21 protein-coding genes and 2 pseudogenes are annotated in these 24,964 nt (G+C 40.7%); 17 read left to right on the top strand and 6 right to left on the bottom strand.

The genetic code is table 11. The features are described 5' to 3' along the window. Window positions 1–848, top strand: an 848-nt coding sequence (locus QM911_RS04250) for a DUF389 domain-containing protein (RefSeq protein WP_414313226.1), incomplete at its 5' end; no start/stop codon positions are given. Window positions 849–1,289: 441 nt separating this feature from the next. On the opposite strand, the pseudogene QM911_RS04245 reads toward QM911_RS04250, so the two are convergent. Continuing rightward, window positions 1,290–1,614, bottom strand: a pseudogene (locus QM911_RS04245) (transposase); the annotation flags it as partial. 136 nt (window positions 1,615–1,750) lie between these two features. Next, window positions 1,751–3,997 carry a bifunctional glutamate--cysteine ligase GshA/glutathione synthetase GshB gene (gshAB, locus tag QM911_RS04240; RefSeq protein ID WP_414313225.1) on the bottom strand — a complete coding sequence of 749 codons (2,247 nt, stop codon included), beginning with the start codon at window positions 3,995–3,997 and terminating at the stop codon, window positions 1,751–1,753. A 620-nt stretch (window positions 3,998–4,617) separates the two neighbouring features. Between gshAB and QM911_RS04235 the strand changes: the two genes are divergently transcribed. Together QM911_RS04235 and QM911_RS04230 are read left to right on the top strand one after the other, a co-directional pair. Beyond that, complete coding sequence (locus tag QM911_RS04235) at window positions 4,618–5,313, top strand: hypothetical protein (protein WP_414313224.1); 696 nt, start codon at window positions 4,618–4,620, stop codon at window positions 5,311–5,313. Beyond that, window positions 5,240–5,533, top strand: a complete 294-nt coding sequence (locus QM911_RS04230; RefSeq protein ID WP_414313223.1) for a DUF6287 domain-containing protein — start codon at window positions 5,240–5,242, stop codon at window positions 5,531–5,533. The genes QM911_RS04235 and QM911_RS04230 overlap by 74 nt, the downstream gene beginning before the upstream one ends. A 91-nt stretch (window positions 5,534–5,624) precedes the next feature. Here QM911_RS04230 and QM911_RS04225 read toward each other — a convergent pair. After that, a pseudogene (locus QM911_RS04225) lies at window positions 5,625–5,714 on the bottom strand (integrase); the annotation flags it as partial. 139 nt (window positions 5,715–5,853) lie between these two features. Here QM911_RS04225 and QM911_RS04220 point away from each other — a divergent pair. The 13 genes from QM911_RS04220 to recG all read left to right on the top strand — a co-directional run bounded on the left by QM911_RS04220 (window position 5,854) and on the right by recG (window position 20,018). Then, complete coding sequence (locus QM911_RS04220; RefSeq protein ID WP_414313222.1) at window positions 5,854–6,366, top strand: GNAT family N-acetyltransferase; 513 nt, start codon at window positions 5,854–5,856, stop codon at window positions 6,364–6,366. Window positions 6,367–6,511: 145 nt separating this feature from the next. Beyond that, on the top strand, window positions 6,512–7,198 hold the full coding sequence (locus tag QM911_RS04215; protein ID WP_414269907.1) for an XRE family transcriptional regulator: 687 nt from the start codon (window positions 6,512–6,514) through the stop codon (window positions 7,196–7,198). A gap of 3 nt (window positions 7,199–7,201) precedes the next feature. Then, window positions 7,202–8,617, top strand: a complete 1,416-nt coding sequence (locus tag QM911_RS04210; protein WP_414313221.1) for a Y-family DNA polymerase — start codon at window positions 7,202–7,204, stop codon at window positions 8,615–8,617. Next, window positions 8,614–8,976 (top strand): hypothetical protein, encoded by a 363-nt coding sequence (locus QM911_RS04205; RefSeq protein WP_414313220.1) that lies wholly within the window; start codon window positions 8,614–8,616, stop codon window positions 8,974–8,976. Before QM911_RS04210 ends, QM911_RS04205 begins: the two co-directional genes overlap by 4 nt. Continuing rightward, window positions 8,969–9,247 carry a DUF5960 family protein gene (locus QM911_RS04200; RefSeq protein ID WP_414313219.1) on the top strand — a complete coding sequence of 93 codons (279 nt, stop codon included), beginning with the start codon at window positions 8,969–8,971 and terminating at the stop codon, window positions 9,245–9,247. Before QM911_RS04205 ends, QM911_RS04200 begins: the two co-directional genes overlap by 8 nt. Before the next feature lie 414 nt (window positions 9,248–9,661). Then, window positions 9,662–10,519, top strand: a complete 858-nt coding sequence (locus tag QM911_RS04195) for a TPM domain-containing protein (protein WP_414313218.1) — start codon at window positions 9,662–9,664, stop codon at window positions 10,517–10,519. Between the two features lie 38 nt (window positions 10,520–10,557). Beyond that, the gene (locus QM911_RS04190; RefSeq protein WP_414313217.1) at window positions 10,558–11,151 is read left to right on the top strand and encodes a LemA family protein; all 594 of its coding nucleotides are present in this window, start codon (window positions 10,558–10,560) and stop codon (window positions 11,149–11,151) included. Window positions 11,152–11,817: 666 nt separating this feature from the next. Next, window positions 11,818–14,331: a preprotein translocase subunit SecA gene (gene secA / locus QM911_RS04185; protein WP_414313216.1), complete on the top strand. Its 2,514-nt coding sequence runs from the start codon at window positions 11,818–11,820 to the stop codon at window positions 14,329–14,331. Between the two features lie 81 nt (window positions 14,332–14,412). Next, window positions 14,413–15,444 (top strand): 3-deoxy-7-phosphoheptulonate synthase, encoded by a 1,032-nt coding sequence (locus QM911_RS04180; protein ID WP_414313215.1) that lies wholly within the window; start codon window positions 14,413–14,415, stop codon window positions 15,442–15,444. Between the two features lies 1 nt (window position 15,445). After that, window positions 15,446–16,477, top strand: coding sequence for a 3-deoxy-7-phosphoheptulonate synthase (locus QM911_RS04175; RefSeq protein ID WP_414313214.1), 1,032 nt, complete (start codon window positions 15,446–15,448; stop codon window positions 16,475–16,477). Between the two features lie 45 nt (window positions 16,478–16,522). Continuing rightward, entirely contained in the window at window positions 16,523–16,885 is a 363-nt protein-coding gene (gene acpS / locus QM911_RS04170; RefSeq protein ID WP_153225249.1) for a holo-ACP synthase, read from the top strand. Further along, window positions 16,875–17,978, top strand: coding sequence for an alanine racemase (alr, locus tag QM911_RS04165; protein ID WP_414313213.1), 1,104 nt, complete (start codon window positions 16,875–16,877; stop codon window positions 17,976–17,978). The genes acpS and alr overlap by 11 nt, the downstream gene beginning before the upstream one ends. Window positions 17,979–18,002: 24 nt before the next feature. After that, complete coding sequence (gene recG, locus QM911_RS04160) at window positions 18,003–20,018, top strand: ATP-dependent DNA helicase RecG (RefSeq protein ID WP_414313212.1); 2,016 nt, start codon at window positions 18,003–18,005, stop codon at window positions 20,016–20,018. 18 nt (window positions 20,019–20,036) lie between these two features. Here recG and QM911_RS04155 read toward each other — a convergent pair whose 3' ends face one another. After that, entirely contained in the window at window positions 20,037–20,207 is a 171-nt protein-coding gene (locus QM911_RS04155) for a hypothetical protein (RefSeq protein ID WP_045762824.1), read from the bottom strand. Window positions 20,208–20,946: 739 nt separating this feature from the next. Here QM911_RS04155 and glmS point away from each other — a divergent pair. Further along, window positions 20,947–22,755, top strand: coding sequence for a glutamine--fructose-6-phosphate transaminase (isomerizing) (gene glmS, locus QM911_RS04150; protein WP_414313211.1), 1,809 nt, complete (start codon window positions 20,947–20,949; stop codon window positions 22,753–22,755). Window positions 22,756–22,959: 204 nt separating this feature from the next. On the opposite strand, the gene QM911_RS04145 is transcribed toward glmS, so the two are convergent. Next, window positions 22,960–23,235, bottom strand: a complete 276-nt coding sequence (locus tag QM911_RS04145; RefSeq protein WP_045762826.1) for a hypothetical protein — start codon at window positions 23,233–23,235, stop codon at window positions 22,960–22,962. A 179-nt stretch (window positions 23,236–23,414) separates the two neighbouring features. Next, complete coding sequence (locus QM911_RS04140) at window positions 23,415–24,899, bottom strand: DUF1846 domain-containing protein (RefSeq protein WP_414313210.1); 1,485 nt, start codon at window positions 24,897–24,899, stop codon at window positions 23,415–23,417. Window positions 24,900–24,964: the final 65 nt, after the last annotated feature.

Raw genomic sequence — 24,964 nt, 5'->3', positions numbered from 1 at the left:
CTATTTTTGATACGCGTTTAATCAAGCAATCTCTAGAGGTTTTATTGACTCAAGTGTTGGTCAGTTTGCTTGTCTCGACTCTGTATTTCTGGATTTCTCCCTTGTCTTATGCAAGTAGCGAGTTGATCGCACGAACCTCTCCAACCATTTGGGATGTTCTCATTGCTATTGCTGGTGGGATTGCTGGTGTGATCGGTTCAAGGAAAAAAGAAGCAAACAATATCGTGCCAGGAGTAGCCATTGCTACAGCTTTGATGCCGCCTATCTGTACTGCTGGCTATGGTTTAGCTAATGGGAATGTACGATTTTTATTGGGGGCTCTCTATCTTTTCTTGATCAACTGTGTCTTTATCATGCTAGCCAACATTGTTGGAACAAGAATTTTGATGAGAAAATCTCCTTTAACTTCATTTAAAGAGCTGAGCATTAAAATGAGAATTGGCTTGATTTCTTTGATTGTATTGTTGATTCTTCCAGCTAGCTATTCGGCAGTTACTCTGACAATAGAACAAGCGCGCAAAGAAGGGATCAAACAGTTTGTAGGAAAAGAGTTCGCCAATTATACGGTTATTAATCAAGTCTACAAGTCAAGTAACAATGAATTGGTCTTGACGGTTGTTGGAGATCCGATTTCAGAAGAAGAATTAGAAACACTCCACCAAAAACAAGCCTCTTACGGTATTCAATCTGTTCAATTGAAAGTGAATCAAGTTCAGAACTCGCCAACATTAGATAGTGAAGCGACCAAGGAATTTTATGAAAACATTGACAAGTATATTGATCAAAAACTCTCTGAAAAAGATTCACAAAACGATCTCGTAAAAGAAAATGAAGCAGACAAGGATTGAGGACAATGAACTGAATCGGTTTTTACGCCGTGTTTTTCTTGTATCTTCCTCTTTCTTACTTATAGCAGGTTGTTTTTGCTTGAATAAGAAATAAATTAGAAGTTCTATCATCTAAGAAAAATGATGAAAAAAATCATTTAACTAATGGTGTGAACGTTTAGTGTTTATCAGCTCCATTCTCTGTAATTTTGGGGGTAAAATCCACACCATTTAGATAAAATTAGTTGAATTTGATTGGAAAAACGCTTTTATAAAAGCGGAGAAAAGTCTTGATATTACGCTGTTTTTAGTCCAACTGAAATTCATACTTTCCAAACCAGGTCTTAAGAAAGCTCGTAAAGCGTCACAATTTAGTAAACGTTAAAACTTATTTACATTTATTAAAAGCATTTCGTATCAAAAATACGAGATGCTTTTTTTCTAGCTTAATTTTACAAATTGGGTTTTGAAGGACACCATGGACCTATTTTCAAGTTGATAACGACTACAAATTTGTTCTGGAGACCATGAAGATTGTAATCGCTCTTTAATTTCCTACTTCAATTCACAGGAGTCTAACTCGATTTTCTTCCCTTCTGCTTCGCCAATTGTTCATTGTGTGTTTGTGCTGCTTGTGCAGAGTAAGTGTCATTACCACACTTAATTCTCTTGAGAAGGTTGATTTGTGAACGCCTAATTTTCTAGCTATTTGGCAGGGTTTGAGACCTAATTCTAGGTAAGTCTCTATCTTAATTCGCTCAATTATGGTAATATGATGGTAGCTTATAGATTTCTCCCGTGTTCTGTTTAGTGTGGTTACTTACAGTTTACACGAGATTGGGCTCTATGAGTTTTTTGTTGCACTATATTTTACCATTTATCAAATATAAAAAAGTAAGCTCAGAAAATCTCTGATCTTATTCTCATATCTCTCCAAACAACTTCCGTAAAATTTTCGGTGTGATACGTTGTCCTGGCCCTACGTAAGTATAGGCGTGCAGGTACATGGCAGGATTGAAGTTGAGTTCGATACAGGTGCAATTTGGTAGCTCCTTACTAGCAGGCTTGGTGTAGTCTGGGATAATCAAATCGACTCCACAGGCCCAAGCCCCCATAGCAGTCGCCATATCGGCAGCTAGTTGTTTGTAACTCTCGCCCATCTGGTCAGTCATGTCAATGGAGTCGCCTCCAGTTGAGATATTAGAATTACCACGCAGAAAGGTTTGGCTACCTTTAGGCAAGACTGTATCAGGTGTGTAACCCTGCTGTTCCAACATGAGTAATTCAATATCACCCAGATTGATGATTTCAAGAGGTGAGCGATGGTCGCGACCACGCAGAGGGTCTTGGTTTTTCTTTTCGACTAATTCTCGGATGCTTGAGCTTCCGTCGCCTACGACATTGGCCGCGACGCGGAGCAGGACAGCCTCGCATTTTCCATCCAAGATAAAGAAACGGTACTCGGTCCCTGCCACAAACTCCTCGACTAGCACATGGCTATCTTCCGAAAAGGCGATGTCTAGGGCTTTTTCATAGCCAGAAAGGCTTGTTGGCTCTTGGAAGATGGAAATGCCCAGACCGAAGTTGGTGGATTTGGGTTTGACAACAATAGCAGAGTTGGCTATTTGTCCGTAGTACCGCAAGGCATCGTCCTTGTTAGCAAATTCTGCTCCCGCAGGTACTGGAAAACCAGCCTTGTCCAAAATCTTTTTGGTCACAACCTTATTAGCCATGGCCAGTGGAATTACGTAGTTATCTTTGGATGTCATGTTGCCATTTTTAATGTACTCCACATGGTCACCATGCCAGAGTTTGAGAAATTGGTCTTCCTCATCTAAAATTTCTACGTTCAAGCCCAGCTGAATGGCGTCAAAGAGAATCATTTGGGTGGAGAGTTCCATGTTTTCATAGCCTTTGAGGGCATAAGGTGCTGTCCAAGCATAGTCATGAAAGGCTTGTCCTTGTTGTTGGCCAAATTTTTCAAGGGACCCTTCTTCAACCTGCTCTGCTATTTTTCCAGAAAGGGTCAAACGTGGATCAAGAAGAGAGGCCTCCACCTTAGTGATAAGCTGGCTATAATAGTCATCCAGTCCAAAGTGAGCGACGATGTCCTTCATGGCTGTCACGATAGGTTTAGGGTCAGCCTCTTTAGGAAGTGGTGTGTGGGGATGGCTGAGAGCGATTTGGTTGTTGAGAGTAGCAGCTACTGCCAATTCTTCGTCGACTTGCTCCATGTCGTCTAGCCACAAGAGTGCGAGTGCAAAGAGGTGGGTGGTGTCTAGTGTTTCTTGGCTGATTGCCAGTGGCTCAAAGGGGTTGAGGTCAAAGTTGCGGAACTCTAGATAGGAGATGCCCTTAGTCAAAAAGTCCCGGCTAGTCTTAGCACCGCGTAAACGGATGGCAGAGTAAAATTCTTTTTCAGAGGACAGTTGCCCAGATCCAACAGCGTTTTCGATGTCGGTCACGTATTGCTCCAGTGAAGAGAAGGAAATGTGAACATCGGGAGCATTGACATAGCCGTAGTTGGAGTTACGAATCGACCGCACGCAACCAATTTCATCTGTCAAAAACCCTTTTTCTGCTAGCGGGCTTGCTCCGTAAAGGTAGGTCAAGAGCCAGCGATAACACAAGAAGTTCTGAGCTAACTTGAGATAGAGGGCATTCTTGAAGGTCAGTAAATCGTCATAGTCACTGACTTCAAAGAGCTGCTGGGTCAGATCTTTGCCGAGTTCAAAATTATAGTGAATTCCAGATATGGACTGGAGCAATTTGCCGTAGCGTTCTGCCAAACCAACTCGGTATTGATACTCGTAGTCACTTTCCAACTGGGCAATCTGAATTTCTTCTTCTACAATCACAGGTGGCATGGATAAAGGCCAAAGATATTCTGACTTATCCATTGAGCGAATAGCCACATCGGTGATGGCCCCGAGGAAGCGACAAGCTTCCGTGGTCGACTGTGCTACCGGTGTAATGAGCTCTAGTTGAGGTTCGCTATAATCTGTCTGGATATAGGGATGGAAACTGCGAGAACCCAATTTTTCAGGGTGTGGCGTTTGAGCGACACGGCCTTCAGTATTGATTCGTAGAGATTCGCGCTCCAGACCAAAGGTAGCTTGTAAGATGGGAGTATTTGGGGATAATTTTTGAAATACGTTTGATAGGTTCATGATTGGGCCTCGAAATAATTAGTTTCTCTATTATTTTATCAGTTTGTTAAATAAACTCAACTTTCTGCTACGGAGATGGAGAAGGAAATGCTCGGACGAATTGACTATTTACTTGCATTAAATATAAGCAAAAGCATTAGTAGAAGTATTGAAACTACACCTAATAGTTTTTTCCCCACACTCAATCTCTCATTTCTGTCTTTTTTCGTAGACAGTTATAAAGTCGATCAGAATAAACCTTGTAAGTGTATAAGTTAATTCTTACAGACCTAAACTATTCCCCTATTTAAAAAATAATGATTCATATTTTATGAAATTAATTAGTAGATATAGTTCTGAAAAGCCGTTATATTACGCTGTTTTTAGTCCAACTGAAATCCATACTTTCCAAACCAGGTCTTAAGAAAGCTCGTAAAGCATCACAATTCTCAAAACGTTAATCAATACGATTATATCAACGTTTACAGACATTCAAGAATTTACTCTTGGATGTCTTTTTTGTTTCAAAAAATTAAAGTTCACCCCAAAATTTACCCCAGTAGTCTTTGTCTTATACAATTTCTTCCTTGTATAAGTTTAGTATGATATAATTAGGAGACAACAATCGAAAGGTGTTATAAATGAAAATCGGAAAGATAATTAAAAGAACTGAGGATACTGTTTATATTGGTTATAATGATGGTAGTTTTCAAAAGTCTGCTATTGAAAATTGTGAATTTGAGCCCAAAATCGGTGATATTGTTCATATCTATGAGGATCTAGTTGTAAAACTTGAAGCTAAAAATGCGGTTTTTACTTATAAATCCAAGTATAAGATCATCAGTGTTGAGGATGGGCTTGCTAGAATAGAGTTAAATACAGGGGATGAGTTAACTATTCCGATTCGTGAATTGAGTTTTCAGCCTAAATTGAATGAATTAGTTGAGATTTATCAGGATGCTGATGAAGTGATTGTTATGCAATCCAAAGAAAAAGACATCAACTGGCTGTTGATCTTGTTATGTTCCTTAATCCCGGTAGTGCTGATAAGTTCTCTCTTCCTCTTTAATCATAAGAATCAAGATACAGAAGCAGTAAATGCTCCTACAACGGAACAGAGTTTTACTACTAGTAGTACGACAGCGACTAGTACAACAACTACAACAAGCACTAGTTCAACGACTTCCCAAGATAGTAGTACGACTACGGAGGAAAAACCTTCTACACGAGAAGAGCAAACGAATGTTGAGCCACAAAAAATAGATGAGCAAGCCATTCTTCTCTACTCTAGTTGGAACTTGGAGAAATGGACTTGGACAAGAGTTTACATTCGATAAAAATGGACTAGTAAACAGTGGAAACATTGAGAAAGTGAGCATGGGTAACCATGGAACTATTGAATTCAGTGTTAGATCTGGTTTTACAGGGTATGGAATGAGTGTTTACTCTGCTGGACTTATTATACCTGGGTTAGATTCTGACTTAAGTAAAAACAGGCTTACTGCTGGTCAAGCTGCTCCAACTAGTTCAGAACAAGTTTTTTATAAGGTAGACTAAATAATCAACTATCTCAGAATTGCTGAGATGGTTTTCTTCTTTATTTGTAAGTCATTATCAATTTATGAAGATGAAGTAGGTGGGGGTTAAAAATAGCTCCCATAGGCGTTCCAGCCTGTTTAGCAAGAGTAGCATCGGTATGGCGTAATTTATGAGGTGAAATGTGTTTTAACCTTGGATATTATTTTTCTTCATAGTATGTTGTGTTATAATGTAGATACGATATGAAAAAATTAAGATAGCTCTGTAAATTCTGTAAATGTCACTTTGTGTGAACATGAGTACATTTGAATTTATAGAATGATAGGAGGTGGTTTACAATGATAAGTTTAGAGCTGATGTCTGAAGAAAATAGTATAGATATTTATTCTTTTGAAAAAGAAAATCGGGAGTATTTTGAGCGAAGTTTACCTCCTAGGCCAGCTCACTATTTTGACTTAGAAGGTTTTAAAGAAATTACAAGGGAATTGTTAAGGGAACAAGAGAGCCATGATGTCTACATGCATCTTATTAGAGATGCACAAGTCATTATGGTCGGAAGAATCAATTTAAGTGTTTTAGGGAAGGATAGAAAAACAGCAGAACTTGGATATAGGATTGGAGAAAATGTTACTAATTTAGGATATGCCAGCGAAGCGGTTAAACTCGTTTTAGAAAAGGCCTTTACTACTTATGGTTTACATAAGATTATTGCAGGAACGGCAACGGGCAATCTGGCCTCTCAGAGAGTGCTTTTAAAAAATGGTTTCACCTTTAGTAAAATCATAGAAAATGACTTTCAAATGCATAACGAGTGGATTCATACGGCAGTATTTGAGATAAGGAATCTATAGCATCATCATTACCAGTCGTTTGCCAAAACTCAACATTCCCAGTAGACATTCGTCTACTTTTTTTATATAATAAAACTAAACCAAAATGGTTGAATCTCAAAAATAGAGTTAACCTAGGATGAAACATCACACTAGGAGGGAAGTCATGTACCAACCAGAAAAACTAAAGGCTCGGAGAAAAGAGCTAAAGCTAACACAGAAGGAAATTGCAGAGCAGCTTGGCATTAGTTTTCAGGCTTATTCGGCTTGGGAGCGTGGAGTCAAGGAGCCTTCTAAAGAGAAGGTTTCACAACTAGAAGAGATTTTAAAAGTACCAAAAGGTTATTTCACCCAAATTGAGATTGTTCGTCTCTATAATAGCCTCTCTAGCCAAGGGAAAGAAAAGGTGGTAGTCTATGCTCGCAACCTGGTTCAAGAAGAACAAGCAAAGAAGGTAACGGCCATGCCAGAAAAACTTTTCGAGTATCATGTCTATGAACGTATGTCAGCTGGGATCGGTGCTTCAGTTTATGATGACCGAAACTTTGATACGGTTTACTTCAATGAAGAACTAGCTCACGATTTTGCTTCCTGGGTATCTGGGGATTCTATGGAACCCAAGTATCAAAATGGTTCCGTGGCTCTGATTCGAGAGACAGGATTTGATTATGATGGCGCTGTCTATGCAGTGGTTTGCAACAACCAGACCTATATCAAACGGGTCTATCGAGAGGCAGAAGGTTTACGTCTGGTCTCAATCAATCCTAAATACAAGGATATTTTTATCTCCTATGAGGAAGATCCGCGGATTGTAGGCATTATCGTGGGTAATTTTGTACCGATGGAGGGATAGGCTATGGGCTACTTTGATTATTCCAGAGAGCCCAAAAGTGATATTGCCTTTGTTGATATGAAGTCCTTTTATGCCAGTGTTGAGTGTGTGGAAAGAGGATTTCATCCTCTTAAAACCTCCCTTTGTGTTATGAGTCGAGCGGATAATTCTGTTGGGCTTATTCTTGCCTCCTCACCTATGTTCAAAAAGGTCTTTGGGAAAGCAAATGTAGGCCGTGCTTATGACCTGCCCTTTGATATTAAGACGCGTAAATTTTCCTACTACAATGCCAAGAAACAAGGCTTGCGGACAGACTCAGACTATGTGAAATTTATCGAAGACTGGGCTCGGGTGACCGTGATTGTCCCTCCTCGGATGGATAAGTATATCGCAGTTAATATGGACATCCAGCGTATTTTTCAGAATTATGGCAGTCCAGATGATATTTATCCCTACTCTATTGATGAGGGCTTTATCGATTTGAGTAGTTCGCTCAATTATTTTGTCCCAGACCAGCAGATTTCTCGCAAAGATAAGCTGGATATGCTCTCGGCTCGTATCCAGAGAGATATCTGGCGACAGACAGGGATTTACTCGACGGTGGGTATGTCTAATGCCAACCCTCTACTTGCTAAGCTGGCTTTGGATAATGAAGCCAAGCGAACACCGACTATGCGAGCCAATTGGTCTTACCAGGATGTGGAAGATAAGGTCTGGTCCATTCCCAAGATGACCGATTTTTGGGGGATTGGGCATCGGATGGAGAAACGCTTGAACGCCTTAGGAATTCATTCGATTAAGGAATTGGCTAATAGCAATCCTGATGCCCTGAAGAAAGAACTTGGTCAAGCTGGGCTGCGCCTGTGGTTTCATGCTAATGGAGTTGATGAAAGTAATGTTCATAAACCCTATAAAGCTAAATCTCACGGTCTAGGCAATTCGCAAATTTTACCGAGAGACTATGTCAAGCAGCGAGATATCGAAATTATACTCCGAGAGATGGCTGAGCAGGTGGCTATCAGGCTTCGAAGAGCTAGTAAAAAGGCGACAGTGGTATCTATTCATCTTGGTTTTTCGAAGCAGGAACAAAAACGCTCTATCCATACTCAGATGAAGATTGAGCCGACCAATAACACCAGTATTTTGGTCAGCTATGTATTGAAATTATTCCATAGTAAATACACTTCTGGTGCTGTTAGGAGTGTTGCCGTTAGTTATTCAGGATTTGTGGACGAATCCTTTGCTTTGATTTCCCTTTTTGATGATGTTGATAAGCTAGAAAAAGAAGAAAGGCTCCAGACGGCCATTGATTCTATTCGAGAGCAATTCGGATTTACTTCTCTCTTGAAGGCGACTGCCTTAGAGGATGCATCGAGAAGTATTGCCAGAAGTAAGCTGATCGGAGGGCATTCTGCTGGAGGATTAGATGGACTCAAATGATTGATCGTTCTTACTTACCTTTTCAATCCGCGAGGGACTACCAGGATCCAGGAATGCAGAAGTGGATGGAATTTTTCTTATCGGAGCATACGAGTTCACTCAGTGAAGAAAAAAATAGTGTCGATTTGTCGACTGATTTGACTCCAGTCGAGAAGTTGTTGCTACTTTCCCAGCTCTACGTTGGGCGACTAAAAGGCTCTTTTGTGGTCAAGGAGAAAAATCATAAAAGCACGATATTGGGTGAACTAAGAGAATTATCTTCTCAAGAAATCTCTGTTAAAACGGATGAGGGATATAGATTGATAAGGGTAGATGATATTCTCGCAATTCAATTATGTCAGGAGGAAGTTCATGACTAGAAAAGAGCTATATGGAAATAAATTGCAGATGGATTATTTCTCAGATGACTATATCCGATTTGAAGAAGATTTCCAAAAATACTCTGCCATGAATGTACCCCTGACTTTCCTAATTGACGACATCCTACGAACCATGGCCATCAACCAAAAGAACTACTTTGTCTTAAACAAGGAAAATGCCAAAGATGGCAGAGATCATTATTATTATTTTGAGATAGATTATCGCGTAGGATGTAGAAAATTTCACTATAAAAAGCATGTGAATAGATAATTTAGATGCTAGGATAGATGAAACATATATTTATGGCGAGAGATTTTATCCTAAAAAGGATAAAATACTAGGCCGAAATTTATAAAATTAGTTTATGCTGCTGAAATCTTAGCTAAGGACTTAGTGTATGTTAAATTTGGTGCTGACTTGATTGAGCAGAATGATGTAAGTAAAGAAATGAAGGTAGATGAGCGTTAAAAAATATTGGCAGTAGATTTTTTAGTTTCTTTAATGTAAAAGTTGGGTTTGAATGAAAGGATCATTTTAAAATGCATCCTAGAGAGTCCGATTTGTCATCAAAATAACATCTTTTTCTTAGTTCTTGTCATGGATTTGTAATGAAAATGTACTTTCTTTGTAAAAATCAAAATGCTATAATTCTCTAAACAATTTTCCTTGAACAGGGAGGTTATTATGAAAAAATATAGATTGTTGAAGAATCCTTTCTTGGTGCGTATCCTTGGATTGCTGATGGTATTTCTCTTCCTATCAGCATTCACCGCACCTGAAAAACCAGACTATGGTATCTACGATCCAAATCATTATTTGACAGAGGACACTATCACACAAATTCGTGATTTGAATGAAGCCAATAGTAAAAAGGCAGAAAAGCTTCAAGTGGGTGTCTATATCGTAGATAGTCTTGAAGGAGAAAGCATTGAAACGGTCGCTAATGAGACGGCTAGAGCCTGGAAGGTAGGTTATTCAGGAGATAATTTTGGAAGTTTGATTGTGGTAGCTGTTCAAGATCGTAAATCAAGAATTGAAACCAGTAATAATACCGCAATTAGAATAACGGACTATCAAACCAAGCAATTGTTGGCAGCCAGTCGTACAGATTTTAAAAATGGGGACTATAGTAAGGGAATTCTAGCGATTGCCAAAGGTTTGGATAATCAGTTTTATAAGGGAGCTGGAACCTTTTCATCTGATGATACGTCATTTGCAGATGCTTCTGCAAAAATCAGACGTTACTCCGATAGCATCAGTGGAAAAAAATCTAATCGAGAAAGAAGCGATTCATCAAGTCGCCGACAAAAAAATGACCCCATAAAAGATTTCTTTATGTTCCTGACGGTAATATATTTCATTGGAGTCATTATTGCCATTATCAGAGGTAGAGGTGGCGGAGGAGGAGACTCCTCTGACGGCGGCTGGTGGTTTAGTGACTCATCCGATTCGGGTTCATCTTGGTCCGACTCAGGCTCAGATTCTTCTAGTAGCTGGGACGGCGGAGGCTTTGATGGTGGAGGTTCATCCGATGATTGGTAATGTCAGTATAAAATTTAAAGAAATGAGTAGGTTTAGATATGAAAAATAAAGGAATCATTTATGTATTGAGCATTTTGCTAGCAATTATCTTGCTAGGAGGTTGCTCGGTCGTAGGTACTTATAACGGTCTTGTCTCCGGACAGACCAAGGTAGAACAAGCTCAAGCAAATGTAGCGACAGCCCTCCAACGTCGTTCAGACTTGATTGGAAATCTGGTAGAGTCTGTAAAGGGACAAATGAACCATGAGACAGAGATCTTTACCCAGATTGCAGAAGCACGTGCAAAAATTGGGAATGGCTCTGTTACTTCAAAGGAAAACCAAGAGGCTCAAGGTGAGTTGAGTTCAGCTATTTCACGCCTGCTTGTGTTGACGGAGAACTATCCTGAGCTTAAGAGCAATCAAAATGTGGAACAACTCATGACGGAGTTGGCTGGAAGCGAAAACCGTATTTTTGTAGCCCGCAAGGATTACAACCAGGCAGCAACTGACTACAATCAAAAATTAAGAAGCTTCCCAACTGTTCTCTTTGCTAATATGATGAACTTTAAAGAAGCAGAAACCTTCAAAGAAAGCGAAGAAGCCAAGACGCCTCCAAAGGTTGACTTTAGTACTTCTACATCAAAACAGTAGACGGTTGTTTATTTCTAAGACTTGCAAGATCTGGAAACTACTTTCCAGGTCTTTTTGCTATAATAAAATAAGGAAAGTGTTGGAGAGGTAAGGAGATGGAGAAGTTATTACAATTATTGGTTTTAGTGCCCTATTTTTACTTTTTTAGTTGGCAAAGGAAGGTGCAACCAGGAAGTAAGCACTTTTCATTCCTTTACTATTTTTACTGGATTTATTTACCTCTCATGGCCTTGTTTAGTCTAGCTTTCACTCTTTTTTCGCTAATCTTATTTAATTTTATTTTACTAGAACCCAAGGATCTAGCTAGGTGGTTGATATGGATAGTTTTAGTCCTTTTGTCCTTACTCAATGACTGGATAGTTTATACTGGTCTAAAATTTATGAAAAAACTGATGTTGGAAAAGAAGAAGGCTAATCTTCCTTAAGAGAACTGAGGAAATTCTTGTCTAATAACTGAAGATGATTCGTTTCTCAATGCTGAGTTAAGTAGAAGTTCAAATTAGGGGAAAATGAGATTAAGAAGAGGAATTTTAAGGGGAACTAATCTTGATGATTAGCCCTTTTTTTGCCCTAAGGGAAAACGGAATATTTCTTGAAAAAATTGGGCAAATATGCTACAATAAAAAGAACATTCTAAAATATTCAGAATTTAAAGTAAGGAAAAAAATGGCAAATTTACTAAAAACAATCATCGAAAATGATAAAGGCGAACTCCGTCGCTTGGGAAAGATGGCGGACAAAGTCTTAAAATATGAAGATGAAATGGCTGCGTTAACAGACGAGCAATTGCAAGCAAAAACAGAAGAATTTAAACAGCGCTATCAAAATGGTGAGACTCTTGACCAACTTTTGTATGAGGCGTTTGCTGTTGTACGCGAGGGAGCTAAGCGTGTTCTTGGTCTCTTCCCTTATAAGGTTCAGGTTATGGGAGGGATCGTTCTTCACCATGGTGACGTACCTGAGATGCGTACAGGTGAGGGTAAAACCTTGACAGCGACTATGCCTGTATACCTCAATGCTCTTTCAGGTAAAGGAGTTCACGTAGTTACGGTCAATGAATACCTGTCAGAACGTGACGCGACTGAGATGGGTGAATTGTACTCATGGCTCGGCTTGTCAGTTGGGATCAACTTGGCAGCCAAATCTCCAATGGAGAAAAAAGAAGCTTATGAGTGTGATATCACTTATTCAACAAACTCAGAGATTGGTTTCGATTATCTTCGTGATAATATGGTCGTTCGTGCTGAAAATATGGTTCAACGTCCACTCAACTATGCCTTGGTCGATGAGGTTGACTCAATCTTGATTGACGAAGCTCGTACTCCTTTGATTGTATCAGGAGCCAATGCCGTTGAAACCAGCCAACTCTACCATATGGCTGACCATTTTGTGAAGTCTTTGGATAAGGATGACTATATCATTGATATTCAGTCTAAGACAATTGGTCTATCTGATTCTGGTATTGACAAGGCTGAAAGCTACTTCAAACTAGAAAATCTTTACGATATCGAAAACGTAGCCTTGACTCACTTTATCGACAATGCCCTTCGTGCTAACTACATTATGATTCTTGATATTGACTATGTGGTCAGCGAAGAGCAGGAAATCTTGATTGTCGACCAATTTACCGGTCGTACTATGGAAGGTCGTCGTTATTCTGATGGTTTGCACCAAGCGATTGAAGCCAAAGAAGGTGTGCCAATCCAAGATGAAACCAAGACTTCAGCTTCTATCACCTACCAAAACCTTTTCCGTATGTATAAGAAGTTGTCAGGGATGACAGGTACTGGTAAGACAGAGGAAGAGGAGTTTCGCGAAATCTATAACATTCGTGTTATTCCAATCCCAACAAACCGTCCAGTTCAACGTATCGACCATCCAGATTTACTTTTTGCTAGTCTTGAAGCTAAATTTAAGGCTGTTGTTGAAGATGTAAAAGCTCGCTACCAAAAGGGTCAGCCGGTCTTGGTTGGTACTGTTGCTGTTGAAACCAGTGATTATATTTCTAAGAAATTGGTTGCTGCAGGTGTTCCTCACGAAGTATTGAATGCCAAGAACCACTATAAAGAAGCTCAAATCATCATGAATGCTGGCCAACGTGGTGCAGTTACAATCGCGACCAACATGGCTGGTCGTGGTACTGATATTAAGCTTGGTGAAGGTGTTCGTGAACTTGGTGGACTTTGTGTCATTGGTACAGAACGCCATGAAAGTCGTCGTATCGATAACCAGCTTCGTGGACGCTCAGGACGTCAAGGGGACCCAGGAGAGTCACAATTCTACCTTTCTCTTGAAGATGATTTGATGAAACGTTTCGGTTCAGAGCGCTTGAAGGGTGTCTTTGAACGTCTCAATATGTCAGACGAAGCGATCAAATCTCGTATGTTGACACGTCAGGTTGAAGCAGCACAAAAACGTGTTGAAGGAAACAACTACGACACCCGTAAACAAGTCCTTCAATACGATGATGTCATGCGTGAGCAACGTGAGATTATCTACTCACAACGTTACGATGTCATCACTGCTGATCGCGACTTGGCTCCTGAGATTCATGCAATGATTAAACGCACTATTAATCGTGTTGTTGATAATCATGCGCGTGCTAAACAGTTTGAAAAAATAGGAGCTATCTTGAATTTTGCAAGATACAACTTGCTTCCAGAAGATTCAATTTCACTTTCAGACTTAAAAGTTTTGTCAGACCAAGCGATCAAAGATGAACTTTACCAACGTGCATTGAAAGTCTACGATAGCCAAGTTGCCAAGCTTCGTGATGAGGAAGCTGTTAAAGAATTCCAAAAAGTCTTGATTCTACGTGTTGTAGACAACAAGTGGACAGACCATATTGATGCTCTTGATCAGTTGCGTAATGCTGTTGGCCTTCGTGGCTATGCACAAAACAACCCTGTCGTTGAGTATCAAGCAGAAGGCTTCCGTATGTTTAATGATATGATCGGTTCCATTGAATTTGATGTGACGCGTTTGATGATGAAAGCACAAATTCATGAACAAGAGCGTCCACAAGCAGAGCGTCATATCAGTACGACAGCGGCTCGTAATATTGCTGCGCAACAGACTGAGCTTCCTGCAGATTTGGATCTTAGCCAAGTTAAGCGTAATGACTTGTGCCCTTGTGGTTCTGGTAAGAAATTTAAAAACTGTCACGGTAAGCAACATTAAGAATGACTAATTTTCAGGCGGATGCCTAGTGAAAAGTGAATTTTCGCTTGGCGTCCGTTTGCTTTATAAGGAGGATGAATCATGGTATTTACAGCCAAAAGCCCTAAAATTAATATTGAAGAAGTTCGTAGTTTGTCTAAATTAGAAGGACAAGCGCTGGCCAATAAACAGCAACGCGATCAAGAGCTTGAAGCGATTATTCGTGGTGAAGATCAGCGTATTTTGTTGGTGATTGGTCCGTGTTCATCTGACAATGAAGAAGCAGTTCTCGAATATGCTAAGCGTTTGTCAAAACTGCAAGAAGAAGTCAAAGACCGCGTTTTTATGGTCATGCGTGTTTACACTGCTAAACCACGTACTAATGGTGATGGCTATAAGGGCTTGATTCACCAACCAAATGCCAAAGAAGCACCTAGTCTCATCAATGGGATCAAGGCGGTTCGCCATTTGCACTATCGTGTTATTTCTGAAACAGGAATGACGACAGCGGATGAAATGTTGTACCCAGAAAACCTTCCTTTGGTAGATGACTTGATTTCTTACATGGCAGTAGGAGCTCGTTCAGTTGAAGACCAGCAACACCGTTTTGTAGCCAGTGGAGCAGATTTCCCAACAGGTTTTAAAAATCCAACGTCTGGAAATCTCAATGTCATGTTCAACGGTATTTATGCGGCTCAAAACAAACAAAGTTTCCTTTTCCTAGGGAAAGAAGTTGAAACGACTGGAAATCCTCTATCGCATGCTATTCTCCGTGGTGCCCTCAATGAATACGGGAAAAATATTCCTAACTACTACTACGATAATTTGATGGATACCATTGCCCAGTATGAAAAGATGGGACTTGAAAATCCATTTATCATCATTGATACCAACCATGACAACTCAGGCAAGCAGTACATGGATCAGATTCGCATCGTTCGTCAGACCTTGATTAACCGCGACTGGAATGAAAAGATTAAAAAATATGTCCGTGGTTTCATGATTGAGTCTTATCTAGAAGATGGTCGTCAAAATGAACCAGAGGTCTTTGGAAAATCTATCACCGATCCATGTCTAGGATGGGAAAATACTGAGTCTCTTGTTCGCGAAATCTACCAAAGACTAGGAGAATAATATGGCATTTATTGAAAAAGGTCAAGAAATCGATATTGAAGCGATTAAGGCGGAAACACAACTATCTGCAGAAACATTGCAACATAAGGAAAGCCGAGACCAAGAACTGGCTGATATTCTATCTGGTAAGGATGACCGTATTCTTTTGGTCATTGGACCTTGTTCGTCTGACAATGAAGAAGCAGTGCTTGAATATGCTCGCCGTTTAGCAGACTTGCAGAAGAAAGTTACGGATAAGATTTTCATGGTCATGCGTGTTTACACAGCCAAGCCACGTACCAATGGAGATGGCTACAAGGGGTTGGTTCATCAGCCAGATACTTCTAAAGCACCAAGTTTGATTAATGGTTTACAGGCTGTTCGTCAGCTTCATTATCGAGTTATTACAGAAACTGGATTGACTACAGCAGATGAAATGCTTTATCCATCCAATCTAGTCTTGGTTGATGACTTGGTGAGCTACCATGCAGTGGGTGCGCGTTCAGTAGAAGATCAGGAACACCGTTTTGTAGCTTCAGGGATTGATGCACCAGTGGGTATGAAAAATCCAACCTCTGGAAATCTGTCTGTTATGTTTAATGCCATCTATGCTGCACAAAACAAGCAAACATTTCTTTACCATGGACAAGAAGTTGAGAATTCAGGTAATCCCCTAGCTCACGTTATCCTTCGTGGAGCTATGAATGAATATGGGAAAAATGAACCAAACTTCTACTATGAAACTCTCTTAAATGCTATCGGGCGTTACGAGTCTATGGGGCTTGAAAATCCCTTTATCATGATTGATACCAACCATGATAATTCAGGGAAGCAATATATGGAGCAAGTTCGAATTGTTCGCCAGGCTCTGCTCAACCGTGACTGGAATGAAAAGATTAAGAAAACAGTTCGAGGTTTCATGATTGAATCCTACTTGGCAGATGGTCGCCAAAACCAACCAGAAATCTTTGGTTGTTCCATTACAGACCCATGTCTAGGATGGGAAAACACAGTAGCCCTGGTAGAAGAAATCTATACTACCTTAACAAAATAAGTGAAAAGGATGGAGTTGGGGGTATCTCAACTCCTTTTGACGAAAATGATAGTTGGACACGGAATTGATATTGAAGCATTAGCTTCCATACAAAATGCAGTTGAAAAAAGAGAAGGATTTGCACGGCGTGTCTTGACAGACAAGGAAATGGAGCGCTTTGCCAGTCTCAAAGGTCGTAGACAAATCGAGTATTTGGCTGGGCGTTGGTCAGCAAAAGAGGCTTTCTCAAAGGCTATGGGAACGGGAATTGGGAAATTAGGTTTTCAGGACTTGGAAGTTTTGAACAATGAAAGAGGGGCTCCCTACTTCAGCAAATCCCCGTTTTCAGGGAAAGTGTGGCTATCGATCAGCCATACAGATCAGTTTGTGACAGCTAGTGTTATTTTGGAGGAAAATTATGAAAACTAGTCCACATAGACCAACCAAGGCCCTCATCAATCTGGGTGCTATCCGCTACAATATCCAACAAATGGGAGAGCACATTCCTAAAGATACTCTTAAATGGGCGGTTGTGAAAGCCAATGCTTACGGACACGGAGCGGTAGCTGTTGCTACGGCTATCCAGGATGATGTCGATGGTTTTTGCGTTTCTAATATCGATGAAGCCCTCGAACTCCGTCAAGCAGGAATTTCTAAGAAAATTCTCATTTTGGGAGTATCTGAGGTTGAATCTCTTTCATTGGCTAAGGAGTATGCTATTACTTTGACAGTGGCTGGATTGGAATGGATCCAGAAACTCATAGCGACAGAGTCAGACTTGTCAGGTTTAACCGTTCATCTTAAAATTGACTCAGGTATGGGGCGAATTGGTTTTAGAAGTGCAAGCGAGGCAGCACAAGCTCAAACTTTACTCAAGGAACATGGAGCAAATATTGAGGGAATCTTTACCCATTTTGCGACTGCAGATGAAGAATCAGATAGCTACTTTAATCAACAGTTAGAATGCTTTAAGGGAATCCTAGCTGACTTGCAAGAAGTACCAGAACTAGTCCATGCGAGTAACTCAGCAACGACTCTATGGCATTCGGAAACGATTTTCAATGCTGTTCGTATGGGAGATTCCATGTATGGTCTCAATCCAAGCGGACAAGTTTTAGAATTGCCTTATGAACTAAAACCTGCTTTGACCTTGGAAACAGCCATCGTTCATATCAAAACAGTAGATGCTGGGGCTTGTATGGGCTATGGAGCGACTTATCAGGCAGACAGTGAACAAGTCATTGCAACGGTACCGATAGGTTATGCTGATGGTTGGACACGAGATATGCAGAATTTCTCAGTTCTGGTGGATGGACAATTGTGCCCTATCGTAGGGCGAGTATCCATGGACCAAATCACGGTTCGTTTACCTAAGCTGTATCCATTAGGTACCAAGGTAACCTTGATTGGCTCAAACGGTGACAAGGAGATTACTGCAACAGATGTAGCGGTTTACCGTGGAACGATCAATTATGAGGTAGTTTGTCTCCTCAGTGATCGAATTCCGAGAGAATATCATTAAAAGAAAGAAGGAAAGGAGAGGAGCATGAATTTACACCAACCCTTGCATGTCTTGCCTGGCGTGGGACCAAAGTCAGCAGAGAAATATGCCAAACTAGGAATCGAAAACCTGCAAGATCTCTTGCTCTACTTTCCTTTCCGTTATGAAGATTTTAAGACCAAGCAGGTGCTAGAGTTAGAAGATGGTGAAAAGGCTGTCCTATCTGGTCAGGTAGTAACACCAGCTAGTGTTCAGTATTATGGTTTTAAGCGCAATCGTCTACGCTTTAGTCTCAAGCAGGGAGAGGTTGTGTTTGCAGTTAACTTCTTTAACCAACCCTACCTGGCTGACAAGATTGAGCTAGGAGCGACTCTAGCCGTTTTTGGTAAGTGGGATCGCGCCAAGGCTAGTCTCACAGGGATGAAGGTTTTAGCCCAAGTGGAGGACGACCTTCAACCTGTCTATCGTCTTGCACAAGGAGTTAGTCAAGCAAGCCTTGTTAAGGTCATTAAAACCGCCTTTGATCAGGGGCTAGATCTCTTGATAGAGGAAAATCTCCCTCAATCCTTGCTAGACAAATACAAACTCATGTCTCGCTGTCAGGCTGTTCGTGCTATGCATTTTCCTAAGGATTTGGCAGAATACAAGCAGGCTCTCCGTCGAATCAAGTTTGAGGAACTTTTCTATTTCCAAATGCAATTACAGACCCTCAAGTCTGAAAATAAGGTTCATGGAAGTGGTCTGGTCCTGAATTGGTCCCAGGAAAAACTAACTGCGGTTAAAGAAAATTTGCCTTTTGCTTTGACCCAAGCACAAGAAAAGAGCCTGCAAGAAATCCTGACCGATATGAAGTCGTACCATCACATGAATCGACTCTTACAAGGGGATGTAGGAAGCGGGAAGACAGTGGTAGCAGGTCTTGCCATGTACGCAGCCGTAACGGCTGGTTATCAGGCTGCCCTCATGGTTCCAACAGAGATTCTTGCAGAGCAACATTTTGAAAGTCTAGAAAGTCTCTTTCCTGATTTAAAACTAGCTCTCCTAACAGGTTCATTAAAAGCTGCAGAAAAACGTACGGTTTTAGAGACCATTGCCAAGGGTGAGGTCGATGTGATTATCGGAACTCATGCTCTGATTCAAGATGGGGTAGACTATGCTAAACTCGGTTTGATTATCATCGACGAGCAACACCGTTTTGGTGTGGGACAAAGACGTATTTTACGTGAAAAAGGAGAGAATCCAGATGTCCTCATGATGACGGCGACTCCGATTCCACGAACCTTAGCCATCACCGCCTTTGGAGATATGGATGTTTCCATTATTGACCAGATGCCTGCTGGGCGCAAACCAATCGTAACTCGCTGGATCAAGCATGAGCAATTACCACAGGTCCTGACTTGGTTGGAAGGAGAAATTCAAAAAGGTTCTCAAGCCTATGTTATTTCGCCCTTGATTGAAGAATCTGAAGCCCTAGATCTTAAAAATGCTATTACTTTATCGGAAGAATTGACGGATCATTTTGCAGGAAAAGCAAAAGTAGCTCTCTTACACGGGAAGATGAAGAGTGATGAAAAAGACCAGATTATGCAGGAGTTTAAAGATAGAAAGACTGATATTCTGGTTTCGACAACGGTTATCGAGGTTGGGGTCAATGTGCCAAATGCAACAGTCATGATTATCATGGATGCTGACCGTTTCGGACTTAGTCAGCTTCATCAGCTCAGAGGTCGTGTCGGTCGTGGGGAGAAGCAGTCCTATGCGGTTCTTGTGGCTAATCCTAAAACGGACTCAGGTAAAGACCGCATGCGTATCATGACAGAAACGACCAATGGTTTTGTCCTTGCGGAGGAAGATTTGAAAATGCGCGGTTCGGGTGAGATTTTTGGAACCAGACAGTCAGGTCTACCAGAGTTTCAAGTGGCTGATATTATCGAGGACTTCCCAATACTTGAAGAAGCACGTAAGGTAGCAAGTTATATCAGCTCACTGTCTAACTGGCAGGAGGACCCAGAGTGGCATATGATTGCCCTAAATCTAGAAAAGAAAGAACATTTAGATTAATACTCTTCAAAAATCTCTTCAAACCACGTCAACGTCGCCTTGCCGTATATGTAGGATACTGACTACGTCAGTTCCATCTACAACCTCAAAACAGTGTTTTGAGCTAACTTCGTCAGTTCTATCCACAACCTCAAAACGGTGTTTTGAGCACCCTGCGGCTAGTTTCCTAGTTTGCTCTTTGATTTTCATTGAGTATAAGCTTTCTCTAAGAAAATCTTAAGTTTGCTTTTAGGGTTATTGCCTATACTAGAATCATCAAAAAGAAACGAGGACTCTCACATGACAATGACGATTAAAGTAAATTACCAAAAAACGTTTCAACAGGAGCAAGCACCTTCTCCTAAATACTAAGTAAAAGAGCGATAACGCTCTTTTTGTCTGGGGATTCTCAGGTAAGGGATTATGATAAATTATTCATTGAATGTATAACCTTAAACATCGTTCCAAACGAGGTCTTAGTCTATCTGGTAAGCTGAAAGCAGTGCTTAGAGAAAGCTGTGACTAGCTTTCTAGTTTGCTCTTTCGTTTTCATTGAGTCACAAGTTACTTTTAGTTTTTTCTAAGGAAAATATAAGCTATGTTTTAGGAAGGGATTTTATACTAGGTTCATCAAAAAGAAACGAGGACTCTCACATGACAATGACGATTAAAGTAAATTATCAAAAAACGTTTCAAGAAGTAGTAGAAGCAGAAAAGCTTGCTACAAAATAGTAGTTATTAAGGGTGATAGAGCCCTTTTTTAATACTTGCTTTAGATGAAATATAAAAGATTTTTAGTATAAAGAATCAGTAGAATCACGCTATACCAATTTTTATTCTTGACAAGTAAAAAAAACAAGTATATACTGTTTTTGCTGATTCTATAAAAGAAGAATTAGACTATACCAATTTTAAGGGGAAAGCACAGCTTGACTGTGTCGTATATACTATGTGTGGAATTGTTGGTGTTGTTGGAAACACAAATGCAACTGATATTTTGATTCAAGGGCTTGAAAAGCTCGAATACCGTGGTTATGATTCTGCGGGGATTTTTGTCCTAGGTGGTGCTGAAAACCATTTAGTGAAGGCGGTTGGTCGTATCGCAGAATTATCTGCTAAAACTGCTGGTGTTGAGGGAACAACTGGTATCGGACATACTCGTTGGGCGACTCACGGGAAACCAACAGAAGACAATGCTCACCCACACCGCTCTGAGACAGGACGTTTTGTCTTGGTGCACAACGGTGTGATTGAAAACTATCTTGAAATCAAGGAAGAATACCTTACAGTTCATCACTTCAAGGGACAAACAGATACAGAAATCGCTGTTCACTTGATTGGAAAATTTGCAGAAGAAGACGGCTTGTCAGTACTTGAAGCTTTCAAAAAAGCTCTTCACATCATCCGTGGTTCATATGCCTTTGCCTTAATCGACTCTGAAAATCCAGATGTCATCTACGTGGCCAAGAACAAATCACCACTCTTGATTGGTCTTGGAGATGGCTACAATATGGTCTGCTCAGATGCCATGGCTATGATTCGTGAAACTAACCAATACATGGAAATCCATGACCAAGAGTTGGTTATCGTAAAAGCTGATAGCGTTGAAGTGCAAGACTATGATGGTAACAGCCATGAGCGTGCTAGCTACACTGCGGAGCTTGACTTGTCAGATATCGGTAAGGGGACATATCCTTACTACATGCTCAAGGAAATCGATGAGCAGCCAACGGTGATGCGTAAGTTAATCCAAGCCTACACAGATGAGGCTGGTCAAGTAGTGGTTGATCCAGCTATCATCAAGGCTGTTCAAGATGCAGACCGCATCTACATTCTCGCAGCTGGGACTTCTTACCATGCAGGATTTGCTTCTAAGAAGATGTTGGAAGAATTGACAGATACGCCAGTTGAACTTGGAATCTCATCTGAGTGGGGGTATGGTATGCCACTTCTCAGCAAGAAACCACTCTTCATATTTATCAGCCAATCTGGTGAAACAGCTGATAGCCGTCAGGTTTTGGTTAAGGCCAATGAAATGGGAATTCCAAGCTTAACAGTGACAAACGTTCCAGGTTCAACTCTGTCACGTGAAGCCAACCATACTATGTTGCTTCATGCAGGTCCTGAAATTGCCGTAGCGTCAACTAAGGCTTATACAGCCCAAATAGCAGCCCTTGCCTTCCTTGCAAAAGCGGTTGGTGAAGCAAATGGCAATGCTAAAGCGCAAGCCTTTGACCTGGTTCATGAGTTGTCAATCGTGGCTCAGTCTATCGAATCAACTCTTTCAGAAAAAGAATTGATTGATGCTAAAGTTCGTGACCTCCTTGAAACAACACGCAACGCCTTTTACATCGGACGTGGTCAAGACTACTATGTGGCTATGGAAGCTAGTCTCAAACTCAAAGAGATTTCTTACATCCAATGTGAAGGTTTTGCGGCTGGAGAACTCAAGCACGGAACGATTGCCTTGATCGAAGATGGAACACCTGTTTTGGCTCTCTTGTCAGATCCAGTTCTTGCTAACCACACTCGTGGAAATATCCAAGAAGTGGCAGCTCGTGGTGCTAAGGTTCTCACCATTGCAGAAGAAAATGTTGCCAAAGATACAGACGACATTGTTCTTACGACCGTCCACCCTTACCTCTCACCAATCTCAATGGTCGTACCAACGCAATTAGTCGCTTACTTTGCAACCCTACACCGTGGACTCGACGTGGACAAACCACGTAACCTTGCTAAGTCAGTAACGGTAGAATAAACCAAAAAATTAAATCATAAGCAAAAGTGAACTAGATAGTTTTCTGAAAATCAGAATACTGTCTTGTTCACTTTTTTGTATATTCAATGAAAATCAATGACCAAAGTAGTTCTCTTGTGTAGATATCTCCAAGCATCGCTTTGAGGTTTTAGATAAGAGTGACGCAGTCAGTATTATTTATTGTAGAGAAAATGGATCAAGATCTCAGCCAAGGTAGTTCAAGTCAAGATTGAAGAGGATTGATTCATACTCTTCGAAAATCTCTTCAAACCGCGTCAACGTCGCCTTGCCGTAGGTATGGTTACTGACTTCGTCAGTTCTATCCACAACTTCAAAACAGTGCTTTGAGCTGACTTCGTCAGTTCTATCCACAACTTCAAAACAGTGCTTTGAGCTGACTTCGTCAGTTTCATCTACAACCTCAAAGCAGTGCTTTGAGCAACCTGCGGCTAGTTTCCTAGTTTGCTCTTTGATTTTCATTGAGTATCACTCCTTTTAAGGATTCATTAGAAATAAATCTAAAATTAAATGGTATCCCAGTTTCTATTAAAATGAGAATTCTTTTTGAAAGATATGCTTGTAGAAAACTTGCAAGCTATAAAAAAACTCTAAGAGCTGGATGCTAAGGATCCAGCTCTTAGAGGAGTGAGTGTCGTATTTTACTTGCGATACAAACGATCGTATTGATAGTAAGGATCAAAGGTTACGTTGATACCTAGTTTGCGAAGCACATTTTTGTCTTCGTCTGTTAGGATAATCGTAGAGTGAGCTTCGCTTCCTTTGAGATTTCCGAGTTCTTTCATGGCACGATCTGCATCAGGATTCTGCATTGCTGTGATAGCAAGGGCGATGAGGATTTCATTTGAGTGGAGTCGAGGGTTACGGCTGCCCAGGTGATTGATTTTTAAACCTTGGATTGGTTTCACCACTTCTGGTTCAATTAATTTTGTTTCTGCATCGATATTTGCTGACTTCTTGATAGCATTGATCAAGGCAGCAGCTGTTGGGCCGAAGAGTTCGGAGTTCTTACCTGTAACGATTTCACCAGATGGTAATTCAAGAGCCAGAGCTGGTCCGTCTGTTTCTTCAGCTCTTTGACGAGCGGCTACAGCTACCTTACGGTCAGCTGGTGTGATACCGAGATCGTTCATAAGAAGTTCGATTTTCTTGACAGCAGACTCAGCAACTTTTTCAGCCTTAAAGTCGAGAACTGTTTGATAGTAGCGACGGATAATTTCTTGTTTAGATGCTTCAATTGCAGCGTCATTATCAGTAATTGCAAAACCAACCATATTTACACCCATGTCAGTTGGAGATGCATAAGGAGACTCACCCAAGATACGTTCTAGCATACGCTTAAGGACAGGGAAAATCTCGATATCGCGGTTGTAGTTGACTGTTGTTTCTCCGTAAGTTTGGAGATGGAATGGGTCAATCATATTAACGTCATCTAGGTCTGCTGTTGCCGCTTCATAAGCTAAGTTGACTGGATGATGGAGAGGAAGGTTCCAAACTGGGAAGGTTTCAAATTTAGCATAACCAGACTTAATGCCATTTAGTTGGTCGTGGTACATGTTAGACATACAAGTTGCCAACTTACCTGACCCAGGTCCAGGAGCTGTAACGACAATCAAATTGCGGCTGGTTTTGATATAGTCGTTTTTCCCCATACCTTCTGGAGAGATGATGTGATCCATATCTGTCGGATACCCTTTGATTGGGTAGTGAAGATAAGAGTCGATACCGTTTTTAGCTAATTGATTGCGGAAAGCATCTGCTGCAGGTTGGCCAGCATATTGAGTAATAACAACTGAACCTACAAAGATACCTAGCTCGTTGAATTTATCAATCAAACGAAGCACTTCTTGGTCATAAGAAATGCCCAAGTCTCCACGAGCTTTTGAGTGTTCGATATTGCTAGCGTTAATAGCGATAACAACCTCAACTTGCTCTTTCAACTCTTGCAAGAGTTTAATTTTGTTGTCTGGTTCATAACCAGGAAGTACGCGAGCGGCATGGAAGTCTTCCAGCATCTTGCCTCCAAACTCCAAGTAGAGCTTGCCATCAAATTGATTGATACGCTCCAAAATATGGTCGCGTTGTAGATTCAAATATTGTTCAGAACTAAAAGCTTGTTTTTTCATTTTTTTACCTCTGACCTCTATTATATAAAAAAAATAGAAGATAAGAAACTAGAGAGTCACAAAAG

The sequence above is a fragment of the Streptococcus infantis genome, from assembly GCF_047460825.1.
GTDB lineage: Bacteria > Bacillota > Bacilli > Lactobacillales > Streptococcaceae > Streptococcus > Streptococcus infantis_V.
Note: the sequence above shows the minus strand (reverse complement) of the source record. Positions and strands in the feature narration are given on the sequence as shown.

Bases quoted from the DNA above. Each gene is read 5' to 3' on its own strand.
- QM911_RS04180 (WP_414313215.1), top strand. From the start codon at position 14,413: ATGGTATTTACAGCCAAAAGCCCTAAAATTAATATTGAAGAAGTTCGT.
- alr (WP_414313213.1), top strand. From the start codon at position 16,875: ATGAAAACTAGTCCACATAGACCAACCAAGGCCCTCATCAATCTGGGT.
- QM911_RS04205 (WP_414313220.1), top strand. From the start codon at position 8,614: ATGATTGATCGTTCTTACTTACCTTTTCAATCCGCGAGGGACTACCAG.
- QM911_RS04190 (WP_414313217.1), top strand. From the start codon at position 10,558: ATGAAAAATAAAGGAATCATTTATGTATTGAGCATTTTGCTAGCAATT.
- QM911_RS04235 (WP_414313224.1), top strand. From the start codon at position 4,618: ATGAAAATCGGAAAGATAATTAAAAGAACTGAGGATACTGTTTATATT.
- QM911_RS04200 (WP_414313219.1), top strand. From the start codon at position 8,969: ATGACTAGAAAAGAGCTATATGGAAATAAATTGCAGATGGATTATTTC.
- QM911_RS04215 (WP_414269907.1), top strand. From the start codon at position 6,512: ATGTACCAACCAGAAAAACTAAAGGCTCGGAGAAAAGAGCTAAAGCTA.
- QM911_RS04220 (WP_414313222.1), top strand. From the start codon at position 5,854: ATGATAAGTTTAGAGCTGATGTCTGAAGAAAATAGTATAGATATTTAT.
- recG (WP_414313212.1), top strand. From the start codon at position 18,003: ATGAATTTACACCAACCCTTGCATGTCTTGCCTGGCGTGGGACCAAAG.
- QM911_RS04140 (WP_414313210.1), bottom strand. From the start codon at position 24,899: ATGAAAAAACAAGCTTTTAGTTCTGAACAATATTTGAATCTACAACGC.
- QM911_RS04195 (WP_414313218.1), top strand. From the start codon at position 9,662: ATGAAAAAATATAGATTGTTGAAGAATCCTTTCTTGGTGCGTATCCTT.
- glmS (WP_414313211.1), top strand. From the start codon at position 20,947: ATGTGTGGAATTGTTGGTGTTGTTGGAAACACAAATGCAACTGATATT.
- QM911_RS04145 (WP_045762826.1), bottom strand. From the start codon at position 23,235: ATGAAAATCAAAGAGCAAACTAGGAAACTAGCCGCAGGTTGCTCAAAG.
- gshAB (WP_414313225.1), bottom strand. From the start codon at position 3,997: ATGAACCTATCAAACGTATTTCAAAAATTATCCCCAAATACTCCCATC.
- QM911_RS04155 (WP_045762824.1), bottom strand. From the start codon at position 20,207: ATGAAAATCAAAGAGCAAACTAGGAAACTAGCCGCAGGGTGCTCAAAA.
- QM911_RS04210 (WP_414313221.1), top strand. From the start codon at position 7,202: ATGGGCTACTTTGATTATTCCAGAGAGCCCAAAAGTGATATTGCCTTT.
- secA (WP_414313216.1), top strand. From the start codon at position 11,818: ATGGCAAATTTACTAAAAACAATCATCGAAAATGATAAAGGCGAACTC.
- QM911_RS04230 (WP_414313223.1), top strand. From the start codon at position 5,240: ATGAGCAAGCCATTCTTCTCTACTCTAGTTGGAACTTGGAGAAATGGA.
- QM911_RS04175 (WP_414313214.1), top strand. From the start codon at position 15,446: ATGGCATTTATTGAAAAAGGTCAAGAAATCGATATTGAAGCGATTAAG.
- acpS (WP_153225249.1), top strand. From the start codon at position 16,523: ATGATAGTTGGACACGGAATTGATATTGAAGCATTAGCTTCCATACAA.